The sequence below is a fragment of the Polaromonas sp. P4_F6 genome, assembly GCF_056401275.1.
This window is the reverse complement of the sequence record NZ_JBFUJQ010000007.1, coordinates 183757-204190: the sequence shown is the minus strand read 5'-3', so window position 1 is coordinate 204190 and position 20434 is coordinate 183757. Positions and strand designations below refer to the sequence as shown.

The window sequence follows — 20434 nt, the reverse complement described above, 5'->3', positions numbered from 1 at the left end:
TTTCACAAGCCGACCAGGCCCGGCAGGCCGTTGATGTCCCGAATCTCGGCAAAGCTCCAGGCATCGTTGGGGCGCGGTTCATGACCACGGTTGACGAACACCTTGTTCACGATACCCAGGTTCTGCGCCGGGAAGATGTCGTAGCGCGGGTTGGCCGACACATGCAGCACATCCTCAGGCGCACAGCCCAGCTGGTCCAGCATGTACTCAAAAGCCTGCAGCCGCGGCTTGTAGGCGCCGGCATCCTGCGCGGTGTAGATCTTGTGGAAGGGCGCCTGCAGCTTGGCCACGTTCGAATGGATCTGCTCGTTCATGGCGTTGGACAGGATCACCAGCGGAATCTTCTTGCCCACGCGCGTGAGGGCGTGCGGCACGTCGGCGTGCGGGCCCCAGGTCGGCACGGCGTCGTAAACCGTGCGCGCATGCTCGTCCTTGAAAGCCAGGCCGTGGCGCTTGCAGGCGCGCTTGAGCGCCGAGTTGAGCACCTGGTCGTAGGGTTTCCAGTCGCCCATGACTTCGTCGAAGCGGTAGTCGGCGAAATCCTTCAGGAATACATGCATGCGCTCGGGCGGCAGCTGGCCTTCGTAGAGGTCGTAGGCCACCTGGTGCATGGGGAAATAGGTCAGCGTGCCGTAGCAGTCAAAGGTGATGTACTTGGGGCGAAAGGTCATGAAAGCGTCTCCTTGGGAAGTAGCTGGAAGGTCATTGAAAGATCATGAAAGGTCAAGGTCATGAAAGGGGCCGCGAGCGAATCCGCTGCCATGCCATGAATGCTATTGAAGCGCCGCCGCAGATGCTGCGGTTGTGCGCCGCGTGCGCATCGTTCATGCCGAATGCCCGCGGCGAAACGGCACATCAAATCCGGCCCGGGTGGGTACCATGACTTCGATTCTTCAGTGGGCCTTTCGTGGGTCTTTCGCTGGCCTACAGCGCGCCTTAAGCAGGCATTTATCGAGGGCAATCATGGACAACAACGACACCACCTCCTCCGGCCGGCCGCTGCGCAGCGCACGCTGGTTCCGCAAGGACGACCTTCCCGGCTTTGTGCACCGTTCCACCCTGGCTGCAGCCGGCTGGAGCCGTGAAGACCTGATGACGCGCCCCGTTGTGGGCATCCTGAATACCTGGTCCGACATCAACCCCTGCAATTCCAACCTGCGCGTGCTGGCGCAGGAGGTACGGACCGGCATCCTCGAAGCCGGCGGCATCCCGTTTGAGGCGCCGCTGATGTCGCTCAGCGAGAACATCATCAAGCCCACCTCCTTCCCCTTTCGCAACCTGCTGGCGATGGAGACGGAGGAATGCATACGCGCCCATCCCTTCGATGCGGTGGTGCTGCTGGGCGGCTGCGACAAGACGCAACCGGCGCTCATGATGGGCGCGGCCAGCGCCGGCGTTCCCTTTATCTTCCTGGCCAGCGGCCCGGCGACGCCGCGCTCCATGACAGGCGGCGACCTGGGCAACGCCACGGGCGTCTGGCGCATCGTCGACAGCCTGCGCGCCGGCAAGCTGTCGCAGTGCGAGTTCGCGGCCTTCGAGAAAAACGTGATGGGCACACCGGGCCACTGCGCCGAGATGGGCACGGCCTCCACCATGGCGGCCATTGGCGAGGCCCTGGGTGTGGCGCTGCCCGGCAGCAGCATGGTCCCGGCGGTCGACGGCCGCCGCACCCAGATCGCGCGCGAAGTGGGCCGCCGCAGCGCCCGCATGGCCGGCGAAGGAGGCCCGTGCCCGAAAGAAATTCTCGACGCGCGCGCCTTTGACAACGCCATCACCCTGCTGTGCGCGGTGGGCGGCTCGACCAACACCATCATCCACCTGCTGGCCCTGGCCGGCCGCGTGGGCGTGCCGCTGGCGCTGGACCGCTTCGACGAAATTGCCCGCCGCGCGCCTTTGATCTCCAACGTGCAGCCGGCCGGTGAGCACCTGACCGAGCGCCTCATGGCGGCCGGCGGCGTGCCCGCCCTGCTCAAGACCCTGGCGCCGCTGCTGCACCTGGATGCGCGTACCGTCGATGGCCGCACGATCGGCGACATCATCGCGGCCGCCGAGGTCACCGACACCGAGGTGATACGCCCGCTGGACAAGCCCGTGAAGCCCGGCGAGCCGCTGGTCGTCGTCAAAGGCAACCTCGCACCCGACGGCGCGGTGATGAAGACCTGCGCCGCCGACCCGAAACTGCTGCGCCACCGCGGCCGCGCCGTGGTGTTCGAAGATGTGCAGACCATTGCCGACCGCATTGACGACCCCGCCCTTGGCATTGACGAGAACAGCGTGCTGATTCTGCGCAACGCCGGCCCCGTGGGCGCGGCCATGCCCGAGTGGGGCATGCTTCCCATCCCGCGCAAGCTCATGGAGCGCGGTGTGCGCGACATGCTGCGCATCTCCGACGCGCGCATGAGCGGCACCGGCTACGGCGCCGCCGTGCTGCATGTCTCGCCCGAAGCCGCCATTGGCGGCCCGCTCGTCCTGGTGCGCGACGGCGACATCATCGAGCTTGACGTTGCCAGGCGCCGGCTGGAACTCTGCGTAGCCCCCGAGGAACTGGAGCGCCGCCGCAAGGAATGGCAAGCGCCGGCGCGCACGCACCACCGTGGCTACCGCAAGCTTTACGACGAGCACATCGAGCAGGCCCACCTGGGCTGCGACTTTGATTTCCTGCGCGGCGCCGACGAAGACACCCTTCCTGAAGGCCTCTTCACCGGCTGGGTGGGAGGCTGGTAAGACCCATGAGCATCCTCTACCGATCCGACGCCGCGCGCGCGGCAGGCTGGGCCAAGTACTTCGCCCGGCACGCACCCGACCTGGACTTCCGTGTCTGGCCCAACGCCGGCGACCTCAAGGAAGTGGAATACCTGATCGCCTGGCAGGCCCCCCCGGGCTTTCTCGCTGAGCTGCCGAACCTTAAAGTCCTGTTCTCCTCGGGCGCCGGCATAGACCACGTGGACCTGTCCGCCGTGCCCGCCCACATTCCGCTGGTGCGCATGGTCGAGCCCGGCATCATCAACGGCATGGTCGAATACGTGAGCCTGGCCGTGCTGGCCCTGCACCGCGACTTTTTTGACTACATGGCGCACAAGGCGGCACGCGTGTGGAACCCGCTCGAAGTACCGCCCGCCTCGGCCCGCACCGTGGGCGTCATGGGCCTGGGCAGCCTGGGCTGCGCAGTGCTGGAGCGGTTGGCGGCGTTCGGCTTCAAGCTGCGCGGCTGGAACCGCTCGCCACGCACCCTGGAGGGCGTGGAAACCTTTGCCGGCGCCGACCAGCTGCAGCCTTTCCTGGCGGGCTGTGATGTGCTGATCTGCCTGCTGCCGCTGACCCCGGCGACAAAAGGCATTTTGAATCGCGAGCTGTTTGCGGCGCTGCCCAAAGGCGCGGCCCTGGTCAACGTGGGCCGTGGGCCGCATCTGGTGGATGCCGATCTCATTGAAGCCCTGGATTCAGGCCAGCTGTCGCGCGCCATCCTCGACGTGACTGAACCGGAGCCGCTGCCGCCCGAGCATCCTTTCTGGGCGCATCCAAGGGTTTTTGTGACGCCGCATGTGGCGAGCATGACGCAGCCCGAGAGCGCGGCGCCGATCCTGTTGGAGAACATCCGGCGGGCTCAGCGCGGGGAAGCGCTGAGGGATGTGGTTGACCGGGGGCGGGGGTATTGAGGCACGCAGCGCATCCCATCGAATCCCCGCCGCAGATGCTGCGGTTATGCCCCGCTTGCGCACCATTCATGCCGAATCCCCACAGCGAAACGGCACACCTGTTTCAGGCCCCGGCAGTACCATGACTTCAATTCTTTTGAGAGGCAATCATGGGGAAAAACGACGCCATCGACGAGGGAATGCGCCTCGTTGAACAGCTTGCAAGTGCCGGCCACCTGGACCGCCTTTTCATAGACGGTGAATGGGTGCTGCCCCTGGGCCATGGCCGGGCCGCCGTCGTCGACCCCTCAACGGAGGAGACCATCGCGGAGATCGCCCGGGGCAATGCGCAGGACGTGGACGAGGCAGTGATCGCGGCGCGGCGCGCCTTCGCCGGCTGGTCTGTCAGTTCCCCCCAGAGCCGGGCCACACTGCTGGACCGCGTGCACAGCCTGATCCTTGAGCGGGCGGAATTGTTCGCCCAGGCGATCTCGCTCGAGATGGGCGCCGCCATCAGCACGGCGCGCGGCACACAGGTGCCCATGGCGGCGGAGCACATTCGCGTGGCGCGCGACCTCGCGGGCAGCTATCCCTTCCTCATCCATCGCGAGGGCGTGGCCATCATGCGCGAGGCCATCGGCGTCTGCGCGCTGATCACGCCCTGGAACTGGCCGCTGTACCAGATCACCGCCAAGGTCGGCCCCGCCCTGGCGGCAGGCTGCACCGTGGTGCTCAAGCCCAGCGAGCTGTCCCCGCTGAGCGCCCTGCTCTTCGCCCAGGTGCTGCGCGACGCCGGCATCCCCGCCGGTGTGTTCAACCTCGTGAACGGCAGCGGGCTGGAGGTGGGCGCCGCGCTGTCGGCGCATCCCGACGTGGACATGATCTCGATCACCGGCTCGAACCGGGCCGGTGTCCTGGTGGCGCAGGCTGCAGCGCCCACCGTCAAGCGCGTGGCCCAGGAGCTGGGCGGCAAATCGCCCAACCTCATCCTGCCGGATGCGGATTTCACGCGTGCCGTGGCGGCCGGCGTGGCGGCGGGCTTTCGCAACGTGGGCCAGTCCTGCAGCGCCCCGACGCGCATGATCGTGCCGCGCGAGCGCCTGGCGGAAGTCGAGCGCATCGCCTGCGAGGCGGCCGCCACCCTGGTGGTGGGCGACCCGCGTTCGCCGCAGACCACGCACGGCCCGGTGGCCAACCGCGCGCAGTTCAACCGTGTGCAGGAAATGATTGATGCGGGCATCGCCGAAGGCGCGCGGCTTGTCTGCGGCGGCCCCGGCCGGCCGCAGGGCCTGGAACGCGGCTTTTACGCGCGCCCGACGATTTTTTCCGACGTGCATACGCGCATGCGCATCGCGCAGGAAGAGATCTTCGGGCCGGTGCTGGCCATCATTCCGTATGACAGCGTGGATGAAGCCGTGGAGATCGCCAACGACACCGTCTACGGGCTGGGCGCGCACGTGCAGGGCCGGGACCTGGCCGCGGCGCGCGCGGTCGCGGCCAGGATTCGTTCCGGCCAGGTGCACATCAACAACCCGCCCTGGAACCCGCATGCCCCCTTCGGCGGCTACAAGCACTCGGGCAATGGGCGCGAGTATGGGGTCGAGGGGCTGCAGGAGTACCTGGAGACCAAGTCCATCCTGGGCTGGCAGGGCGAGCCCAACTGACAACAACATTCGAAAGTGACAGCCAAGATGCGCAACTACCCGACCCTCCAGGACATCCGGGAAGCCCGGGAACGGCTGAAGCCGCACATTCGGCATACGCCCTTGTTGCGGGCAGAGAAGATCGAGCCAGCCCTTGGCTGCCAGCTTTACCTCAAGCCTGAAACCCTGCAGATCACGGGCGCCTTCAAGATTCGGGGCGCCTTGAACAAGGCGCTGTCGCTGCCACGAGAGCAAATCGCCAACGGCCTCATTGCGACTTCTTCGGGCAACCATGCCCAGGGCATCGCCTATGCCGCCAGGATGCTGGGCGTCAAGGCGATCATTGTCGTCCCGGTGACCACGCCCAGGATCAAGATCGAGAACACCCAGGCCCTGGGAGCGGAAGTCATTCTTTTCGACGGGGACACGGCCGCCCGCTGGAAAAGGGTGTGCGAGATCGCCGAAGAGAACAGGTACACGGCGGTCCACGGTTTCGAAGACCCGCTGGTCATGGCCGGCCAGGGAACCATAGGATGCGAGATCCTGGAGGACCTGGAGGATGTGGACACGGTCATCGTTCCCCTGGGCGGCGGCGGCCTGATTTCGGGAATCGCCACCGCCATCAAGGAAACCAAGCCGTCGGTGCGGGTCATAGGCGCGGAACCCGCCCTGACGCCCAAGTACTTCCAGAGCCGGATCAACAAGCAACGCACCTCGCTTCCGCTGAAAAACACCATCGCGGATGGCTTGCGAATCAGCGTTCCGGGCCAGAACCCGTTCCCCATCATCGAGAAGTATGTGGACGAGATCATCCTCGTGGAAGACGAGCACATCGTCGCCGGCATGCGCGCGCTGGCCAGGGATGCCAAGCTGATCGCCGAGCCCGCAGCCTCCATCGGCGTCGGGGCCTTGCTGGCCGGCCTTGTCAAGCTGAGGCCGAATGAGAAGGTCTGCACGGTATTGACCGGCGGGAACTGGGACCTGTGCGACCTGGCCGAGATCTACAAAGACGCTGGATAAGCGCAGTTCGAGCAAATACCCGGAGCAAGCATTTGGAGCAAAAAAAAGCCGCTGAGCGGCTTTTTTTATGGCTCCGGTGAAATCTTATTCGAGGAAATCGAAGAAGGCGCCGACCTTGTTCTCAATGGCGTTGCGGTAAATCTTCGCCGCCGTCGTGTTGTCCTGAATGGCCATGCCGGTGGAATCGAAGATCGTGATCTCGTCGTCATTCGCGCGCCCCGGCTTCTTGCCCAGCAGGATCTCGCCGATCTCCGCGTGGATGTCGCCCTGGGCCATGATCTTCTGCTTCAAAGGGTGCTGTGTTTCGCCCTTCTCGATGCACTGGGCGATGGAGTCGACGACAACTTTCGCGCCGCGGAATATCTGCGGATCGAACTCCTGCTTGCCTGGCGCATCCGTGCCGATCGCGACGATGTGGGTGCCGGGCTTGATCCACTGGGCTTCCACCAGCGAGCCTTTCCCGCGGGTGGTGGTGATCAGGATGTCGGCGTTGGCTACAGCCTCTTGCTTGGAGTTGGCCATGACCACGGGAATGCCGAATTCGCTTTCAATGTCCGCCTTGTACCTGGCCAGTGTCTCGGGATGATGGTCCCAGGCATGGATTTCTTCGATCTTCATCACCTCCCTGATGGCGCGTACCTGCATCCTGGCCTGGTTGCCGGTGCCTATCGAGGTGATCCTGCTCGCGTTCTTTCTTGCGAGCGCCTTGACCGAGACGGCGCCGCACGCGCCGGTCCTGAGGCCTGTGAGCAGGCTGCCGTCCATCACGCAGACCAGGGCGCCGCTCATGCCGTCGAACAGCAGCACGGTCCCCATGCCGTTGGGCACCCCGTACTGCTCCGGGTTGCCGGTAAACCCGCCCGAGGACGCCTTCATGGAGATCATTTCGTTGCCCTGGTTGTAGCCCAGCTTGAAGTCAATCTCCCCGCGGTGGGAAGGCAGGTCGATGCCGATGTAGGGAGGTTGCATCACCTGGCCGCTGTTGAAGGCCTTGTAGGCCTCCTCCACCGTGCCTATGACTTCCTTCATGCGGATCAATCCGCGGACTTCTTCTTTCTTGAGCAGCAGTGTTTTCACGGGTGGTCTCTCTCTGGTCGTTCTGTATTCCTGCATGGACAAGTACAACACGAAGGGCCTGCACAAAATCCTGTTTTCACACGGCCGCCGCACAGAAACCCCGGTATTCAGGGCGCCGCGCGGCACAGGCAGCCGGCCGGGCCAGTCGGGCTTTGCATGGGCTGTTGTATGGCGCGGCGGCCCTGGAGCAGAATCTCCTTCCCATCCACCGAGAACAGCATTGTTCGTTGCAAGAAGGCCGCAATCCGGCAGCACCGGTTGCCCGCCAGCCTCTACCATGGCAGCATGAACCCACCGCTGACCATGCAACGCGCCCAGGGCGCGGCAACGACGATGCCACCTACCCTGCCGCAACCGCTGCGCCTCCTGGAAACTTCGTCCACCCCGCCGGCCAGCGCCGACGTCGTCGTGATCGGCGGCGGCATCATCGGTGTGTTTACCGCCTACTACCTGGCCAAACGCGGGCTGTCGGTCGCCCTGATCGAAAAAGGCCGCATAGGCGCCGAGCAATCGAGCCGCAACTGGGGCTGGTGCCGCCAGCAGAACCGCGACGCGCGCGAGCTGCCCATGGCCACCCGCAGCCTGGAGCTCTGGGACCAGTTTGCCGCCGACAGCGGCGAAGACACGGGCTTCAAGCGCTGCGGCCTGCTCTACCTCAGCGATGACGAGGCCCAGATTGCGGGCTGGGCCAAGTGGCGCGAATTCGCGATCACCGCCGGCGTGACCACCCACATGCTCAGCGGCAGCGAAGCTTCCGAACGCGGGCGGGCCACCGGCCGCGCGTGGAAGGGCGGCGTGTTCTCGCCCAGCGACGGCACGGCCGACCCGGCCAAGGCAGCGCCCGCCGTTGCGGCCGCGCTCATCAAGCTGGGCGGCACGGTCCACCAGAACTGCGCCGCGCGCGGCATCGAGATGGAGGGCGGCCGCCTCAGCGGCGTCGTCACCGAAGCCGGGACCATCAAAACCCGCGCCGCCGTTCTCGCGGGCGGTGCATGGGCATCGTCCTTCTGCAACCAGCTTGACGTGCGGTTTCCGCTGGCCACGATACGCCAGTCCATCGTGCGTGTGGCTCCGCTGGCGCAGCAACTGCCGGCCGCGCTGGCCGGCCCCAACGTCGCCGTCACCCGGCGCCCCGACGGCCATTACGTGCTGGCCATCAGCGGCCGCGGGCGCGCCGACCCCACGCCGCAGCTGCTGCGCTTTGCGCCGCAGTTCATCCCCATGTTCGCCAAGCGCTGGCGCAATGTGTTCCCCGGCGGCCTGGAAGGCATGCGCTGGGGCCACGAAACCCGCGCGCGCTGGAAGCTGGACGACATCACGCCCATGGAGCGGGCGCGCATCCTCAACCCCAGGCCCGACGCCGCGGGTGTCCGCGAAACCCACCGCCGTGCCGTCAAGCTGTTGCCCGCACTGCGTGAAGCCCGCATCGCCAACACCTGGGCGGGCTATATCGACAGCACGCCCGATGGTGTGCCGGGCATCGGCGAGCTGCCGCAGGTGCCCGGGCTGATCCTGGCCGCGGGTTTTTCGGGCCACGGTTTCGGCATAGGCCCCGGCGCGGGCCACCTGATCGCCGACATCGTGTCCGGGGCCGAGCCGATCTTTGACCCCAAGCCTTTTGATCCTGCGCGGTTCAATGCATCGGCCTGGGGCAAGGTGGCGGATTTCTAAGAGGCGCGCCGCGGACGCGGCGGCTGAAAGCCGGGGCCATGCAAAATTCCGGCAAGGCCCCGGATTGAAACGGATTCCACTTGCGCCGCCTGTGATTGCGGCATTTCAAAAGGCGGCGAATTCATAGACTTGTATCCACCCCAACAGCGTGGATCTTCTATGACATTCAAACCCAAATTCATCAGCTTCGACTGCTACGGCACGCTCATCAACTTCGAGATGGGCCCCACCGCCAAGCGCCTGTTCGAAGGCCGCGTGCCGGCCGGCCGCATGCCGGCCTTCCTCGACAGCTTCCGGGCCTATCGCCTTGACGAGGTCCTGGGCGAGTGGAAGCCATTCTTCAATGTTGTCGAGAACTCGATCATGCGGGCATGCAAGGCGCACGGTGTCGACTACCAACCGTCGGACGCCGTGGCGCTGTACGACGCCATCCCGACCTGGCAACCGCACCCCAACGTCGTCGAGGTGCTGGAGGCCATCGCGCCGCACGTGCCCCTGGTGATCCTGTCGAATTCGATGGTCGACCTGATCCCGGCGAGCGTTGCCCACCTCAAGGCGAAGTTCCACGCGGTCTACACCGCCGAAGAGGCGCGCGCCTACAAACCGCGCTTCCAGACCTTTGAATACATGTTCGACCAGCTCGGCTGCGCGCCCGACCAGATGATGCATGTCTCGTCGAGCTTTCGCTACGACCTGATGACGGCGTCCGACCTGGGCTTTATGGCCAAGGCTTTTATTGATCGCGGCCACGAGCCGACGTCTGAAAACTTCGGCGTCAGCAGGCTGACCGACGTCCGCCAGCTTCCCGGTCTGCTCGGCCTATGACCCAGCTGAGCACCACCGCGCCCGACCTGGCCCCCGCGGCGGTGGAGGCGCTGGTCCATCGTCTCTACGGCATCGAGGGCAGCACCCAGCCGCTGGCGGGCGAACGCGACCAGAACTGCCTGGTGGAGGCGTCGGACGGCCGCCGCTACGTCTTCAAGATCAGCAACCCCTCCGAACCGCCCGCAGTGGTCGACTTCCAGATCGCGGCGCTCGAGCACATTGCCCGCGCCGCGCCCGAGCAGCCGGTGCCCCGCGTCGTGCGGACACTGCAAGGGCACACGCATGACACCATCAAGCTCGCCGAGGGTGTTCAGACACGCGTGCGCATGCTGAGCTACCTGGACGGCATCCAGATCCGCCAGACCGAACGCACCGCCGCGCAGCGACGCGCCATGGGGGCCGGGCTTGCCGGCTTGAACCACGCATTGCACGGCTTCGCGCATCCGGGCGCGGCGCATGACTTGCTGTGGAACGTCGCCACGGCGCACCGGCTGACCGAACAGCTGGACAGCCTCGTGGACGGCAAGCGCCGCGCGCTGGCCCAGGTATTCATGGAGCGCTTCAAGGTGCACGTGCTGCCGCGCCTGGCATCGCTGCGGTCGCAGGTGATCCACAATGACTACCACCTCTACAACGTGCTGGTCGCTCCCGACGATCAAGCGCGCATCGTGGGCATCATCGACTTCGGCGACATGGTGCATGCGCCGCTGGTCGGCGAGGTGGCGACAGCCGCCGCCTTCCATATGGCCGGCTGCCCCGACCCTTTCGAGGGGCCGGCCCAGTTCGTGGCCGCCTACCACGCGGTGCTGCCGCTGGCCGGCGCGGAGCAGGAAATCGTTGCCGACCTCCTGGCCACGCGCCACCTCATCACGGCGCTGATTTCGGAATGGCGCGCCGCGCGCTATCCCGAGAACCGCGCCTACATCATGCGACACAACCCCGCGGCGTGGGAAGGCTTGGCCCAGATGGCCGATCTTTCCCGCGACACCGCACGCGACCGGCTGCTGGCCGGCGTACACCTACCCACAGGAGCCACTCAATGAAAAGCATGAAAAGCACGATAGACCTCAACATGGTCAATGCCTATGTCCCCGGCCGCGCCGACGTGGGCCCGGCCACCGAGCAGATGATTGCGCGCCGCGACGCACTGCTCGGCCCGGCCTACCGCCTGATGTATGAACGGCCGCTGCACATCGTCAAGGGCGAAGGCGCCTGGCTGATAGACCCGGAAGGGCGCCGCTACCTCGACGCCTACAACAACGTGACCTCGCTGGGGCATTGCCACCCGGCGGTGACCGAGGCCATCTGCCGCCAGGTGCAGACGCTGGCGACCAACACGCGCTACCTGCATGACACGATCCTGGAACTGGCCGAACGCCTGCTGGCGAGCGTGCCGGGTACCGAGCTCGCCCACCTGATGCTGACCTGCACGGGCAGCGAGGCCAACGACCTCGCCTATCGCATCGCCAAGGTGCGCACCGGCGGCACCGGCATGATCGTGACCGACACCGCCTACCACGGCATCACCGACGCCGTGTCCAAGTTCTCGCCCTCGCTGGGCGTGAGCGTCGACCTCGGCGCGCATGTGCGCCTGGTGCCGGCACCGCGCCTGTACCACGCCGGGGGCGCCGACCTGTCCGAACGCTTTACCCGCGACGTCGAGGCGGCCATCGCCGACCTGCGGCGCCATGGCATCAAGCCGGCCGCGCTGATTGTCGATTCGCTGTTCACCAGCGACGGCATACTCCCCGGGCCGGCGGGCTTCCTGAAGGGCGCGGTTGACGCGATCAAACGGGCCGGCGGCCTCTTCATTGCCGACGAAGTCCAGCCCGGCTTCGGGCGCACGGGCGAACATCTTTGGGGTTTCCAGCGCCACGGCCTGCAGCCCGACATCGTCACCATGGGCAAACCGATGGGCAACGGCCAACCCATCGCGGGGCTGCTGGCAAGCGCCGACGTTCTGGCGGAATTCGGTAAGCACTCGCGCTACTTCAACACCTTTGCGGGCAATACCGTTTCCTGCGCGGCGGCGCTGGCGGTGCTGGACACCATAGAGCGGGACGGGCTGGTGCAGCATGCCGCCCAAGTGGGGAAGATTCTTCACGACGGCATCGCCGCCCTGGCAGCCCGGCACGAAGCCATCGGCGACGTGCGCGGGGCGGGCCTGTTTGTCGGGGTCGAACTCGTCTCCGACCGGGCATCGCGCGCGCCGGACCGCGGCCTGACGAGCCAGGTGGTCAACCGCATGCGCGACAAGGGCGTGCTGATCAGCGCCTGCGCGATGGGGCACAACGTGCTCAAGATCCGCCCGCCCCTGGTGCTCTCGGCGGACCAAGCCGGCCTCGTCATCCAGGCGCTCGACGAATCCCTGGCTGAAGCGCGAACGGCCTAGCCGCAACCGGCATCCGGCGCTACCATCCGGCCATGACCCCAGCAATGTCCCTGGACCGCTTCGACCTCAAGATCCTCGCGCACCTTGAGCGCGAGGGGCGTTGCTCGAATGTCGAGTTGGCGGAAGCCGTGGGCCTCAGCCAGAGCCCCTGTCTGGTGCGAACAAAACGGCTGCAGGACATCGGCGTGATTCGCGGCTATGGCGCCGACATCGCGCTGGAGAAGCTGGGCAACTGCGTGGTGGTTTTTTCCGAAGTGACGATCAGCAGCCACCGGCCTCCGGACTTCCGCAAGTTCGAGCAGGCCATTGACCAGCACGGCGAAATCGTCGAGTGGTACAACGTCAGCGGCGGCTACGACTACCTGCTCAAAATCGTGGCGCCGAATGTCGCCCATTTCCAGGCACTGATGGAGCGCCTGCTGCAGGACGATATCGGAATCGGGAAATTCACCAGCCGCATCGTCCTGCGCCAGTCATCGCGCAAGCGCACGCATCCGCTCAATCTCATCGCGGCGCAGCTGGAGAGAGGCTGACGCGCCGATCCTCAAGCCCGCGGCCTGAATCCGGCCGCCAGCCGGGCACCTGCGCCGACCATCACCCCCGCGGCCCAGAAGACGCCCGCCGCCCCGATCAGCGAACCGGCCAAGCCCGACACCATGGGAATCCCCACGCTCGATATGTTGATCACGATCACCCGCACCGCGACCGCTTCACCGTAGCGGTTCTCGGGTGACAGCTGGTGCAGCAGGCTCATCACCATGGGTTGCGTGCTGCCCAGGCTGAAACCCAGCAGCGCCGAGCACACGCCCATGGCGAGCGGCGCCTGCACCAGCGGATACACACCGAACAGGACGGCCGTGGCAAGCATCGCGCCGAACAGGATCACCCATTCGCGCAGTTGCGCCGCCACCAGCGGCGTCAGCAGGCGCACGGCCGCCGCGGCGATGCCGAAGGCGCCCAGGATGCCGCCGATGACGGATGCGGGCAAGCCTCGTTCGTGCCCCAGCACCGGCACCACGAAGGTATGAACATCCCAGCACGCCGACAGCAGGCCCGTGACGATGAGCAGCCTGCGCAGGCCCGGCTCACGCAACAGGTCCCAGGCGCCGGCGCTGCGGCCGGTGCCGCCAGGCGCGGCAGGCACGGGGTCGGCCGCGCCTCGCAGCGACAGCCAGCCGATCAGCGGCAGCGCGGCCATGGCCAGGAAGGCCGCACGGAAGCCGGCGCTGTCGATCACCACGCCGGCCAGGACCGGGCCCAGGAAATTGGACAAGGCCAGGCCGATCGCCAGCCACGAAAACGCCTGCCTCAGTGCGGCCGGCTCGCTCGCAACACGCGCCATGTGGCGCTGCATCGCAATGATCGCGACTCCGCCCGCACCGCCGGTGAGGAAGGCGCCCACGCACAGCACGGGGAACACCGGCCACGCCGCCGCCAGCCCGCCGCCCGCCACGGCCACCACCACCGCGGCCGCAATCGGCCGCTTCAGCCCATGGCGCTCGCAGTAGCGGCCCGCGGGCAGCGCAAGAAAGACCTGGGCCAGTGCGAAGAGGGCGATCAGCAAGCCCACGGCCGCCTCGCCATGGCCCAGGCGCAGCGCCTGCAGCGGCGCGGCCATGCGGGTGCCTGTGAAACAGGCGTTGAGGAAGAGCTGCGCCAGCATCAGCCGGGCCAGCTCGCCGCCTGGTCCCCGCAGCCGGGGTCGCGAGGACTCAGGCATCAGATGGCAAGGTTGTGAGCGCAGCCGTCAGGCCAGGCTGTTGGTCACGCGTCGAGCCAGACGTTCTCGGCAAAGTTGTAGCCCATCAAGCCGCCCAGCGGGATCGGCGACAGGCCCTTGAGCTTTTTGTTGTGCCCGTCAATGCTGGACATGAAGAGGGGAATGCCGATGCCGCTGTCTTCGTGGATCATGACCTGCATGTCGGCATACATGTTGGCGCGCTTGGCCTGGTCGGGTTGCGCGCGCGCGGCCAGCAGCAGCTGGTCAAATTTGGGGTTTTTCCAGGCAGACTCGTTGGTCGGCGCATCAGATTTGAAGAATTGCGTGAACATCAAATCGGCCGACGGCCGCGCGTTGATGTTGCCAAAGCCCACGGGGTGCTTCATCCAGTGCTGCGACCAGTAGCCGTCGGCCGGCATAGGGCGCACTTCCAGGTTAAGCCCGATCTGGCCCGCCGCCTGCTGCATCACCAGCGCCATCTCCGCCGAATTGGAGGCTGCGGGCGACACCACCACCGGGATGGCCGCGCTGCCGAGGTTGGCCTTCTGCACATGCCACTTGGCTTTTTCGGGGTCGTAGGCCCGCTGCTTGAGCCCCTTGAAATAGAAACGGTCGCTAGGGTGTATGGGCTGGTCGTTGGCCACCTCGCCGTAACCCAGCAGGATGGACGTGAGCATCTGCTCGCGGTTGAACAAGTGCTTCATCGCCAGCACGAAGTCCGGGTTGGCGCCGGGCCCGCTGTCACGGCGCATGATGAGGTCGGTGTACAGGCCCGCCTTGGTCTCGAAGATGGCGTGCTTTTTGCTGCTCTTGATGCGGTCCACCGAGTGCGGTTTGATCGCCATGGTCAGGTCGATCTCACCGGTCAGCAATGCGTTGACGCGCGCTGCCTCGTCACCTATACCTACGTACTCGATCTCGTCCAGATAAGGGCGGTTGGGCTTCCAGTAGTTGTCGTTGCGCACCGCCAGCGAGCGCACGCCCGGCTTGAAGTCCTTGAGCTTGTAGGGGCCTGTGCCCACGCCCGACATGTGCGCGTTCACGTCGCTGACGCCGTCGCGCAGGATGAGGAAACTCCAGGTGCCGAGGATCACCGGCAGGTCGGCATTGGGCGCCGCCAGGCGTATGGTCACTTCATGCGGTCCGGTGGCTTTGACCTCTTCGATCTGCTCGGCCAGCGCCTTGACCTTGGAGCCGGTCGCCGGGTTCTTGTGGCGCATGATGGAGAACACCACGTCGGCCGGCGTGAAGGGTTTGCCGTCATGAAAGGTCACCCCCCGGCGCAGCTTGAACACCCAGGTTGTGGCGTCCGTGGTGATGAATTCCTCAGCCAGCGCCGGCCGGGGTGTGAGGCTGCCATCCAGTGAGGTCAGCCCGTTGTAGAACATGCAACCACGGATGTAGTCGCTATGGTTGGAGAACTTGGCCGGGTCCAGCGTGTCGTTGAGTGAGGCAGCCGCGCCGGCCACCTTGATGCGCCCACCCTTGCGCGGCGCTGCCGCTTGCGCCGCCACCGCCGCGCAGGCCAGGCCGCCCGCCAATGTGGCCTGCATGCCGCCGGCCATCAGCACGGCCAGCGCGTCGCGCCGGCTTGGAATGAGTAGGTTGTTGTCGTTCATGCATGTCTCCTTTTAGTGGCTCGTCGTGCGCAGCGCCCACGGCTTACGCAGTCCAGGGGTGTTATCGAGGGCACCCGTGGAACCGGCTTTGCCGGGCCACTGGGTGCGCCCCCTGAGGGGGAGGCGCCGGAGGCGCTTCGGGGGTGGGCCCTGATCTCAGGCGAACTTGTTTTTGATCGTGTAGTACAGCCCCACGGCGGGCAGGAACCACGGGGTGCCGAAATGGCCCGGGATGGCGGGCCAGGGGTTGTCGCGCCAGGGGTTGGCCGCCAGGTCGCCGGCCATCACGCGGGCCATGCACTCGCCCATGTGCACCGACATCTGCGTGCCGTGGCCGCTGTAGCCCATGGAGTAATAGAGGCCCTCGGTTTCGCCGGCGTGGGGCAGGCGGTCCTGCGTCATGTCGACAATGCCGCCCCAGCAGTAGGCGATGCGCACGTCGCGCAGTTGCGGAAACATCGCCACCATCTGCTCGCGCAGCACCTGGCCGCTCTTGGCGTCGGAGCGCGGGCTGGACAGCGCAAAGCGCGCGCGCCCGCCGAACACCAGGCGGTTGTCCGGCGTGAGGCGAAAGTAGTTGTGCAGCGTGTCGGTAGTGGTGTAGGTGCGGCGCTGCGGTAATAGCGCTTTCACCATGGCGGGATCGAGCTGCTCGGTCACGATGATGAAGCTGCCGATGGGCACAATGCGGCGCCGCCAGTAAGAGAAGCTGGAGAACGCGCCATGGCGCGTGGCGCCGGTGGCCACCAGCACCTGGTCGGCGTCCACGGTGCCGCGCGGCGTGTGCACGCGGTAGGCATGGCCGTGCAGGCGCTGCAGCTTTTGCACCGGCGCGTGGTCATAGATCAGCGCGCCGCGCCGGGCTGCTGCTTCCGCCAGGCCCCGGCCGAACTGGCCCATATGCATCTGCGCGCTTTTCTTGAACAGCAGGCCGCCGGCGAACCGGTCGCAAGCGACCTCTTCGTGGATGCGCTGCGGCGGCACCAGTTCGACCTCGGAATCCGCTTCGCGGCGCAGGCGCTCGAAGCCGCGCGCCAGCGCCTCGTAATGGGCAGGCCGCCCGGCGATCTTGAGCTTGCCGCGGCGGTGAAAATCGCAGGCAATCTCCTCTTCGCGCACGATGCGCTCCACGGTGTCCACCGCGTCGTCGTAGGCACGGTACCAGGCGGCGGCGCGTTCGACGCCGACGCGCGCGGCGACGGTGGCATAGTCCACGGCCAGGCCGTTGTTCACATGGCCGCCGTTGCGGCCCGAGGCCTCCGCGGCTACCACCGATGCCTCCAGCACCACCACGCGGGCGCCGCGCATGGCCAGCCTGCGGGCCGCCGACAGGCCGGTGAAGCCGCCGCCCACAACCACCACGTCGGCCTTGGCGGGCAGCTCGTCACTGCGGCCCTCGAAGGGCGCGGTGGTATCGGTCCAGAAGGATTCGAGCTTCATGCGCTGCCGTAAATGGTCCAGATTTTGCGCGTGGTCTCGATGCAGCGCCACACGCCCACCCAATCCGGCTTCATCACGAAGGCGTCACCGGCCTGCACGCGGTAGGTTTTGCCGCCGTCCTCGACCAGCTCCGAGACGCCCGACAGGATGTAGCAGAACTCCCAGACGCCGCCCTTGATGGAGCGCAGCGTGCCGGGGGTGGTCTGCCACACGCCGGTGCGCAGCTTGCCGTCGGCGGTCTGATCCACGTCCCAGTTCGTGAAGCGCGGGTCACCCGCCAAAAGCTTCTCGGGCACCGGCAGGCTCTCGCGGCCCTCGCCCAGGTCATCCAGCTTGAAGAAAGTCAGGTTGCTCACAGTGTCTTTTCCTTTCAGGTCACAGGCCGACCAGCGCGGGCAGGCCGTTGATGTCGCGGATCTCGGCGTGGCTGTAGAGCTCGCTGGGCTTGGGTTCGTGGCCGCGGTTGACGAAGACCTTGTTCTTGATGCCCATGTCCTGGGCCGACATCAGGTCGTAGCGCGGGCTGGAAGACACGTGCAGGATGTCGTCGGGCGAGCAGCCCAGCTGGTCGAGCATGTACTCGAAGGCCTGCAGGCGCGGCTTGTAGGCGCCGGCGTCCTGGGCGGTGTACACCTTGTGGAAGGGCGCCTCGAGCTTGCGCACGTTGGAATGGATCTGCTCGTTCATCGCATTCGACAGGATCACCAGCGGGATCTTCTGGCCCACGCGGGTGAGCGAGAAAGGCACGTCGGTGTGAGGGCCCCAGGTGGGCACGGCGTCGTAGAACTTCTGGCCGTCTTCGTCGCGGTAGGGAACGCCGTGACGCTTGCACACGCGCTGCCAGGCAGACTTGAGCACCTGGTCGTAAGGCTTCCAGTCGCCCATCACCTCGTCGAGCCGGTAGGCGCTGAAGTCCTTGATGAATTGCTGCATGCGCTCGGCGGGCAGCTGGTCGCCGACAATGCCGTGGGCCACTTCGTGCATGCGAAAGTAGGTGAGCGTGCCATAGCAGTCGAAGGTGATGTACTTGGGACGGAAGATCATGGTTTGCCTCGTGGGTTGTGGTGGCGGTGGTGAAGAAGAAAGGATTAAGGCGACGGTTCAATACAGGAGCAATCGTAGGCAGCATTCGCCGCAGTTGTTGCGGTTCTGCGCGGCGCGCGCAAAGTATTCATCCGGACTGCGGCGGGCACGAGGCGCTTTGTGCCGTTCTGCGGGCGGCGGCGGCGGGCGCCAAGATCGTACAAGCCTCAAATCACCCCGCCAAGCATCATCACCCCCAAACCGCGATCGATGTATCGATGTATTGACGAGCGGAAGTTTTGAAGGAAAGCCCTATGTCCGACCACATATTTGATCCACAGGCCGCACTTGCGGCGGTGGGCCGCGCCCTGCCCGACGGGGTGTCGTTACGGCGCCTGACGACGAATGACCTTGAAGCCGCGCAGGCGCTGTCGCGCGAGTTCCAGTGGCCGCACCGGCTGGAAGACTGGCAGTTCGCCGTAGCGCACGGCCAGGGCGTGGCCGCGGTGCGCGACGGTGAACTGGTGGGCACGGCTGTGCACTGGCAGTGGGGCAAACAGCACGCGACGGTGGGCCTGGTGGTGGTGGCGCCGCGCATGCAGGGGCAGCGCGTGGGCCAGCACCTCATGCACGCGGTGATGGCCGGGCTGGACGGGCGCACCGTGCTGCTGCACGCCACGCCCGAAGGCCGCGGCCTGTACGAACGCATGGGCTTTGCGATCACGGGCGAGGTCCGGCAGCACCAGGGCCTGGCGGCCCCGGCCCAGCTGGTGGCCCTGCCGCAAGGCATGCGGCTGCGCCCGCTGGGCCGCAACGACGCGAAGACACTGGCCGCGCTCGATGCGCGAAGCGCCGGCATGCCGCGTGAAGCGATGCTGCGCAAACTGCTGGCCGACGGCGAAGCGGTGGTGCTGGCAAGCGGGGGCGAAGCGGTCGGCTTTTCCGTCGTGCGGCGCTTCGGGCGCGGCCACGCCATCGGCCCCGTGGTGGCACCCGATCTTGCGGGGGCGCAGGCACTCATAGGCCACTGGTGCAGCCACTATGCCGGCAAGTTCCTGCGCATCGACGTCGACGCCGCCAGCGGGCTGCCTGAATGGCTGGAGGCACAGGGCCTGCCTCGCGTGGACACGGTCACGACCATGGTGCGCGGCGGGCCGCTGGAGCGCGGGCCGACATTTGGTGGCTGGGCGCTGGTCAGTCAGGCTATGGGCTAGGAATGGCCCACCCCCGTTCAGGCTCACTTCGTGTAGCCTGCTCCCCCCTCAGGGGACGCCCCCTGCGGCCCGGCAAAGCCGGTTCCGCGCGGGCACTTGTATTGAACATTGGCTCTCACGCGTCGCGAACCGTGCGCGGCATCATGGAAAACTGACATGGCTTTTTTATATAAAGGCCCCGCGCAGCGCGGGGCGGTGTGGGCCGGGCAGTTCGCCCGCAAAATGCCGCAGCTGCCGTTCTGGACCTGGCCGGAAATCGAAGACCCGGCGCAGGTGCGTTTTCTCGCGGCCTGGGAGCCCCCGCCGCGCATCGCCGAAACCCTTCCCAAGCTGGAGATCCTGTTCTCGGTCGGGGCCGGCGTGGACCAGTTCGACTTCTCTGCCTTGCCGCCCGGGCTGACCGTCGTGCGTATGGTGGAGCCGGGCCTGACGGCCTGCATGTGCGAATACATCAGCTGGGCCGTGCTGTCGCTGCACCGGGAGATGCCGCTGTACCTGCACCAGCAAAGCCTCAGCCAATGGAAGGAACGGCCCGTGCGGCCGGCCTCCACGCGGCGCGTGGGCGTGATGGGCATGGGCATGCTGGGGCGCGCGGCCCTGGCGCAGCTGCGGCTGCTCGGCTTTGACTGCGCGGGCTGGAACCGCTCCAGCCGCAACGAGCCAGGCGTGCGCTGCTACAGCGGCGAGGCGCAGCTGGACGAGTTCCTGGCCCGCACCGACATCCTGGTGTGCCTGCTGCCGCTCACCCCCGAAACACGCGGCATCCTGGGCCGGCGCGTGTTCGACGCGCTGCCGCAAGGCGCCTGCCTGGTCAACGCCGCGCGCGGCGGCCACCTGGTGGAAGCGGAGCTGCTCAGCGCGCTGGACAGCGGGCGGCTTTCGGCCGCCGTCCTGGATGTCTGCGAGCCGGAGCCCCCGGCGCAGGGCCACCCGTTCTGGCAGCACCCGCGCATCTGGCTTACGCCCCACATCGCCAGCGCGACCCAGGCGGAAACCGCGGGCGAGGCGCTGCTGGACAACCTGCGGCGCTACGCCTTCGGCCTGCCGCTTGAAGGCGTGGTGGACCGCTCGCGCGGGTACTAGGCTCGTCCAGGGGCCCCAGACCCGCAGAATCTTCTACCGTAGGCCCGCAAACAACAGCATGGTCGTGCGCGC

The 20434-nt window shown here is 66.6% G+C and carries 18 protein-coding genes; 11 read left to right on the top strand and 7 right to left on the bottom strand.

All coding sequences use genetic code 11. The features are described 5' to 3' along the window. Window positions 1-2 precede the first annotated feature (2 nt). Window positions 3-671, bottom strand: coding sequence for a haloacid dehalogenase type II (locus AC1DUN_RS17545; RefSeq protein ID WP_477715073.1), 669 nt, complete (start codon window positions 669-671; stop codon window positions 3-5). 292 nt (window positions 672-963) lie between these two features. Between AC1DUN_RS17545 and AC1DUN_RS17540 the strand changes: the two genes are divergently transcribed. The 4 genes from AC1DUN_RS17540 to AC1DUN_RS17525 all read left to right on the top strand — a co-directional run bounded on the left by AC1DUN_RS17540 (window position 964) and on the right by AC1DUN_RS17525 (window position 6298). Continuing rightward, window positions 964-2724 carry a dihydroxy-acid dehydratase gene (locus AC1DUN_RS17540; RefSeq protein ID WP_477715072.1) on the top strand — a complete coding sequence of 587 codons (1761 nt, stop codon included), beginning with the start codon at window positions 964-966 and terminating at the stop codon, window positions 2722-2724. Between the two features lie 5 nt (window positions 2725-2729). Continuing rightward, on the top strand, window positions 2730-3656 hold the full coding sequence (locus AC1DUN_RS17535; protein ID WP_477715071.1) for a 2-hydroxyacid dehydrogenase: 927 nt from the start codon (window positions 2730-2732) through the stop codon (window positions 3654-3656). A 149-nt stretch (window positions 3657-3805) separates the two neighbouring features. After that, window positions 3806-5299, top strand: coding sequence for an aldehyde dehydrogenase family protein (locus AC1DUN_RS17530; RefSeq protein ID WP_477715070.1), 1494 nt, complete (start codon window positions 3806-3808; stop codon window positions 5297-5299). Window positions 5300-5314: 15 nt separating this feature from the next. Continuing rightward, the gene (locus tag AC1DUN_RS17525; RefSeq protein ID WP_477715069.1) at window positions 5315-6298 is read left to right on the top strand and encodes a threonine/serine dehydratase; all 984 of its coding nucleotides are present in this window, start codon (window positions 5315-5317) and stop codon (window positions 6296-6298) included. Between the two features lie 84 nt (window positions 6299-6382). Here the strand turns inward: AC1DUN_RS17525 and AC1DUN_RS17520 are convergent, their stop codons facing one another. Beyond that, window positions 6383-7375 (bottom strand): ornithine cyclodeaminase family protein, encoded by a 993-nt coding sequence (locus tag AC1DUN_RS17520; RefSeq protein ID WP_477715068.1) that lies wholly within the window; start codon window positions 7373-7375, stop codon window positions 6383-6385. 345 nt (window positions 7376-7720) lie between these two features. On the opposite strand from AC1DUN_RS17520, the gene AC1DUN_RS17515 reads away from it, so the two are divergent. The 5 genes from AC1DUN_RS17515 to AC1DUN_RS17495 all read left to right on the top strand — a co-directional run bounded on the left by AC1DUN_RS17515 (window position 7721) and on the right by AC1DUN_RS17495 (window position 12796). Then, on the top strand, window positions 7721-9046 hold the full coding sequence (locus AC1DUN_RS17515; RefSeq protein ID WP_477715143.1) for an NAD(P)/FAD-dependent oxidoreductase: 1326 nt from the start codon (window positions 7721-7723) through the stop codon (window positions 9044-9046). A gap of 159 nt (window positions 9047-9205) precedes the next feature. Continuing rightward, window positions 9206-9871 (top strand): haloacid dehalogenase type II, encoded by a 666-nt coding sequence (locus AC1DUN_RS17510; protein ID WP_477715067.1) that lies wholly within the window; start codon window positions 9206-9208, stop codon window positions 9869-9871. Further along, window positions 9868-10914, top strand: a complete 1047-nt coding sequence (locus tag AC1DUN_RS17505; RefSeq protein ID WP_477715066.1) for a phosphotransferase — start codon at window positions 9868-9870, stop codon at window positions 10912-10914. The genes AC1DUN_RS17510 and AC1DUN_RS17505 overlap by 4 nt, the downstream gene beginning before the upstream one ends. 5 nt (window positions 10915-10919) lie before the next feature. Continuing rightward, a complete protein-coding gene (locus tag AC1DUN_RS17500; protein ID WP_477715142.1) occupies window positions 10920-12263 on the top strand; it encodes an aspartate aminotransferase family protein in 1344 nt (447 codons plus the stop codon). A 32-nt stretch (window positions 12264-12295) separates the two neighbouring features. Beyond that, complete coding sequence (locus AC1DUN_RS17495; protein ID WP_477715065.1) at window positions 12296-12796, top strand: Lrp/AsnC family transcriptional regulator; 501 nt, start codon at window positions 12296-12298, stop codon at window positions 12794-12796. An 11-nt stretch (window positions 12797-12807) separates the two neighbouring features. On the opposite strand, the gene AC1DUN_RS17490 is transcribed toward AC1DUN_RS17495, so the two are convergent. From AC1DUN_RS17490 to AC1DUN_RS17470, 5 genes are all read right to left on the bottom strand, one after another. After that, a complete protein-coding gene (locus AC1DUN_RS17490; protein WP_477715064.1) occupies window positions 12808-13983 on the bottom strand; it encodes an MFS transporter in 1176 nt (391 codons plus the stop codon). Window positions 13984-14027: 44 nt separating this feature from the next. Beyond that, entirely contained in the window at window positions 14028-15602 is a 1575-nt protein-coding gene (locus AC1DUN_RS17485) for an ABC transporter substrate-binding protein (RefSeq protein ID WP_477715063.1), read from the bottom strand. Between the two features lie 156 nt (window positions 15603-15758). Then, window positions 15759-17042 (bottom strand): NAD(P)/FAD-dependent oxidoreductase, encoded by a 1284-nt coding sequence (locus AC1DUN_RS17480; RefSeq protein WP_074579690.1) that lies wholly within the window; start codon window positions 17040-17042, stop codon window positions 15759-15761. Next, on the bottom strand, window positions 17039-17398 hold the full coding sequence (locus AC1DUN_RS17475; protein ID WP_477662795.1) for a cupin domain-containing protein: 360 nt from the start codon (window positions 17396-17398) through the stop codon (window positions 17039-17041). Before AC1DUN_RS17475 ends, AC1DUN_RS17480 begins: the two co-directional genes overlap by 4 nt. Window positions 17399-17417: 19 nt before the next feature. After that, entirely contained in the window at window positions 17418-18086 is a 669-nt protein-coding gene (locus AC1DUN_RS17470) for a haloacid dehalogenase type II (RefSeq protein ID WP_477662796.1), read from the bottom strand. Window positions 18087-18379: 293 nt separating this feature from the next. On the opposite strand from AC1DUN_RS17470, the gene AC1DUN_RS17465 reads away from it, so the two are divergent. Both AC1DUN_RS17465 and AC1DUN_RS17460 read left to right on the top strand, forming a co-directional pair. Further along, window positions 18380-19279 carry a GNAT family N-acetyltransferase gene (locus AC1DUN_RS17465; RefSeq protein WP_477715062.1) on the top strand — a complete coding sequence of 300 codons (900 nt, stop codon included), beginning with the start codon at window positions 18380-18382 and terminating at the stop codon, window positions 19277-19279. 156 nt (window positions 19280-19435) lie between these two features. After that, entirely contained in the window at window positions 19436-20362 is a 927-nt protein-coding gene (locus AC1DUN_RS17460; protein WP_477715061.1) for a 2-hydroxyacid dehydrogenase, read from the top strand. Window positions 20363-20434 lie beyond the last annotated feature (72 nt).

Bases quoted from the DNA above. Each gene is read 5' to 3' on its own strand.
- AC1DUN_RS17485 (WP_477715063.1), bottom strand. From the start codon at position 15,602: ATGAACGACAACAACCTACTCATTCCAAGCCGGCGCGACGCGCTGGCC.
- AC1DUN_RS17490 (WP_477715064.1), bottom strand. From the start codon at position 13,983: ATGCCTGAGTCCTCGCGACCCCGGCTGCGGGGACCAGGCGGCGAGCTG.
- AC1DUN_RS17470 (WP_477662796.1), bottom strand. From the start codon at position 18,086: ATGATCTTCCGTCCCAAGTACATCACCTTCGACTGCTATGGCACGCTC.
- AC1DUN_RS17495 (WP_477715065.1), top strand. From the start codon at position 12,296: ATGACCCCAGCAATGTCCCTGGACCGCTTCGACCTCAAGATCCTCGCG.
- AC1DUN_RS17460 (WP_477715061.1), top strand. From the start codon at position 19,436: ATGGCTTTTTTATATAAAGGCCCCGCGCAGCGCGGGGCGGTGTGGGCC.
- AC1DUN_RS17480 (WP_074579690.1), bottom strand. From the start codon at position 17,042: ATGAAGCTCGAATCCTTCTGGACCGATACCACCGCGCCCTTCGAGGGC.
- AC1DUN_RS17510 (WP_477715067.1), top strand. From the start codon at position 9,206: ATGACATTCAAACCCAAATTCATCAGCTTCGACTGCTACGGCACGCTC.
- AC1DUN_RS17545 (WP_477715073.1), bottom strand. From the start codon at position 671: ATGACCTTTCGCCCCAAGTACATCACCTTTGACTGCTACGGCACGCTG.
- AC1DUN_RS17505 (WP_477715066.1), top strand. From the start codon at position 9,868: ATGACCCAGCTGAGCACCACCGCGCCCGACCTGGCCCCCGCGGCGGTG.
- AC1DUN_RS17535 (WP_477715071.1), top strand. From the start codon at position 2,730: ATGAGCATCCTCTACCGATCCGACGCCGCGCGCGCGGCAGGCTGGGCC.
- AC1DUN_RS17530 (WP_477715070.1), top strand. From the start codon at position 3,806: ATGGGGAAAAACGACGCCATCGACGAGGGAATGCGCCTCGTTGAACAG.
- AC1DUN_RS17500 (WP_477715142.1), top strand. From the start codon at position 10,920: ATGAAAAGCACGATAGACCTCAACATGGTCAATGCCTATGTCCCCGGC.
- AC1DUN_RS17540 (WP_477715072.1), top strand. From the start codon at position 964: ATGGACAACAACGACACCACCTCCTCCGGCCGGCCGCTGCGCAGCGCA.
- AC1DUN_RS17465 (WP_477715062.1), top strand. From the start codon at position 18,380: ATGTCCGACCACATATTTGATCCACAGGCCGCACTTGCGGCGGTGGGC.